The sequence below is a fragment of the Vreelandella sp. L-15 genome, from assembly GCF_056857635.1.
In genome coordinates this window covers 1-2,422 of sequence record NZ_JBSXNN010000074.1, presented here as the reverse complement: position 1 = coordinate 2,422, position 2,422 = coordinate 1, and the positions used below count along the sequence as shown (strand labels likewise).

The following is a 2,422-nucleotide window of genomic DNA, read 5'->3' as shown; positions in this document are numbered from 1 at the left end:
TTCTGGATGATGGTGACCGCGCATTCCGTTTTATCGTGACCGATTTTGGGCAATTTTCCGGAATCGCTGGTCACGTTGCCGGAATCATCGGTCACGTTCCCCCGGAATCACATCCAACACGCTGGAATTCTTCAACTTTATTCGGCATACCCTTCTTTTTCATCACGAGGAAGTGCGGATGCCGGCTGCGAGGATTTCCATGCGACAGATCATCGAGGTCTTGCGCCTCAAGCACGAAGTAGGCCTGAGCCACGACCGCATTGCCCGCGCCTGTGGTCTCTCCAAAGGCGTGGTCGGCAAGTACGTCAGCCAGGCCCAGGCGAAGGGCATCACTTGGCCGTTGCCCGAGGATGCTGATGAGGCCTGGCTGGAAGCACGGCTGTTCCCCGTCAAGGCACCGCCCTCACGCTTTGCCGAGCCGGATTACTTCCAGGTCCACCAGGAACTCAAGACCAAGGGCGTTACCTTGCAATTGCTCTGGGCCGAGTACACGGAACGCCACGGCGACAAGGCCTACCGCTACAGCCAATTCTGCCACCACTACCGGCTCTGGCGGGGGCGGCAACGGCGCAGCATGCGCCAGGTTCACCGGGCCGGCGAGAAGGTCTTTATCGATTACTGCGGACCGACCGTGCCGGTGGTGGACCGGAGCACCGGAGAGATGCGTCAGGCCCAGGTCTTTGTCGCCGTGCTTGGCGCCTCCAGCTACACCTTCGCCGAGGCCACCGGGAGCCAGAGCCTGCCGGACTGGATCGCCTCCCACCAACGGATGCTGACGTTCTTCGGCGGGGTGCCGGCACTGCTGGTTCCGGACAACCTCAAGGCAGCGGTCACCAAGGCGGACCGTTACACCCCGAAGATCAACGAGACTTACACTGAACTGGCTGCTCACTATCAGACGGCGGTGCTGCCCGCGCGTCCCTACAAGCCCAAGGACAAGGCAAAGGCTGAAGCCGCCGTGCTGTTGGTCGAGCGCTGGATCCTGGCCCGGTTACGGCACCAGACGTTCTTCTCTCTGGCCGAGTTGAACGCCGCCATCGCCGCGTTGTTACCAGCGCTGAACCAACGCCCGTTCCAAGGACGGACAGAGAGTCGTCAAAGCCTGTTCGATGCCCTCGACCGACCGGCACTACGACCACTCCCCGCCACGCCCTACACCTACGCCGAGTGGCGTAAGGCACGGCCGGGTATCGACTATCACATCGAGATCGAGAAGCGGCTATACAGCGTGCCCCACGCCCTGGTGGGGGTGAAGCTGGACGTTCGGGTGACCGACACCTCCGTGGAGGTCATGCACAAAGGGCAGCGAGTGGCGCTACATCCTCGTCATGGTAAGGGCCGCTTCGCCACCCTGACTGAACACATGCCTAAATCGCACCAGGCCCATCAGAACTGGTCACCGGGACGGTTCCTGAACTGGGCCAATGACATCGGCCCCGGCACGCTGGGCGTGGTGCAGAAGCAGCTCAAGGATCGGCCTCATCCGGAACATGGTTACCGCGCCTGCCTGGGACTTCTGAACCTTAGTCGGCGCTACAGTCGTGATCGCCTGGAGCAGGCCTGTGCCCGGGCGCTGGCCATCCACTCCGCCAGTTACCAGAGCATCACCTCGATCCTGAAGCAGGGGCTGGATCAGTTACCGCTGCCGGTGGTCGAGGAGCCACCGGAACTGACCGAGCTGCCGGTTCACACCAACGTTCGCGGCCCCCACTACTACCACTGATCCCGGAGAAACGTATGCTAACGCACAACACCCTCGATACCTTGCGCCACCTCAAGCTGACGGGCATGGGCGATGCCCTGGAACAACAACGCGCCCAACCGGAAACCCACGACCTGGCGTTCGAGGAACGCCTGGCCCTGTTAGTGGATCGGGAGGTGCTGCACCGGGAAAACCGTCGGCTGGACCGGCTGCTCAAGGCCGCCCGCCTGCGCGTGCCGGCGTGCATCGAAGACATCGATTACCGTCATCCCCGGGGACTGGAACGCTCGCGTATGGCGGCCCTGGCGAGCAGCGACTGGATCCGCCAGTCCCTGAACCTGTGCATCACCGGGCCTACCGGTTGCGGCAAGACCTGGCTGGCCTGTGCCCTGGGCAATCAGGCCTGCCGGCAAGGCCTCTCGGTGCGCTACCTGCGAGTGCCGCGCCTGTTCGAGCAGGTGCGCATCGCGCACGGTGATGGTAGCTACGGTCGGCTGATGAACCAGTTGCTGAAGACCAACCTGCTGATCCTGGATGACTGGGGCATGCAGAAGATCACGGCGCAGCAGCGGCAGGACCTGATGGAAGTAATCGAAGACCGACACGGGCGGGGCTCCACCCTCATCGCCAGCCAGTTACCCACGGAGCACTGGCATGACTACATCGGCTCCGCCACGCTGGCAGACGCCATCATGGATCGGCTCCTGCACGGCGCTCACC

2 protein-coding genes are annotated in these 2,422 nt (G+C 62.9%); both read left to right on the top strand.

Annotated features, from left to right (window positions below; translation table 11 throughout):
* Positions 1–178: 178 nt before the first annotated feature.
* Positions 179–1,723 (top strand): IS21 family transposase, encoded by a 1,545-nt coding sequence (gene istA, locus AC13CY_RS10905; protein ID WP_172515136.1) that lies wholly within the window; start codon positions 179–181, stop codon positions 1,721–1,723.
* A gap of 14 nt (positions 1,724–1,737) precedes the next feature.
* A partial coding sequence (gene istB / locus AC13CY_RS10900; protein ID WP_483052513.1) for an IS21-like element helper ATPase IstB occupies positions 1,738–2,422 on the top strand: 685 nt, incomplete at its 3' end.

Coding starts and splice junctions, on each gene's coding strand:
- istA (WP_172515136.1), top strand. CDS start 179: ATGCCGGCTGCGAGGATTTCCATGCGACAGATCATCGAGGTCTTGCGC.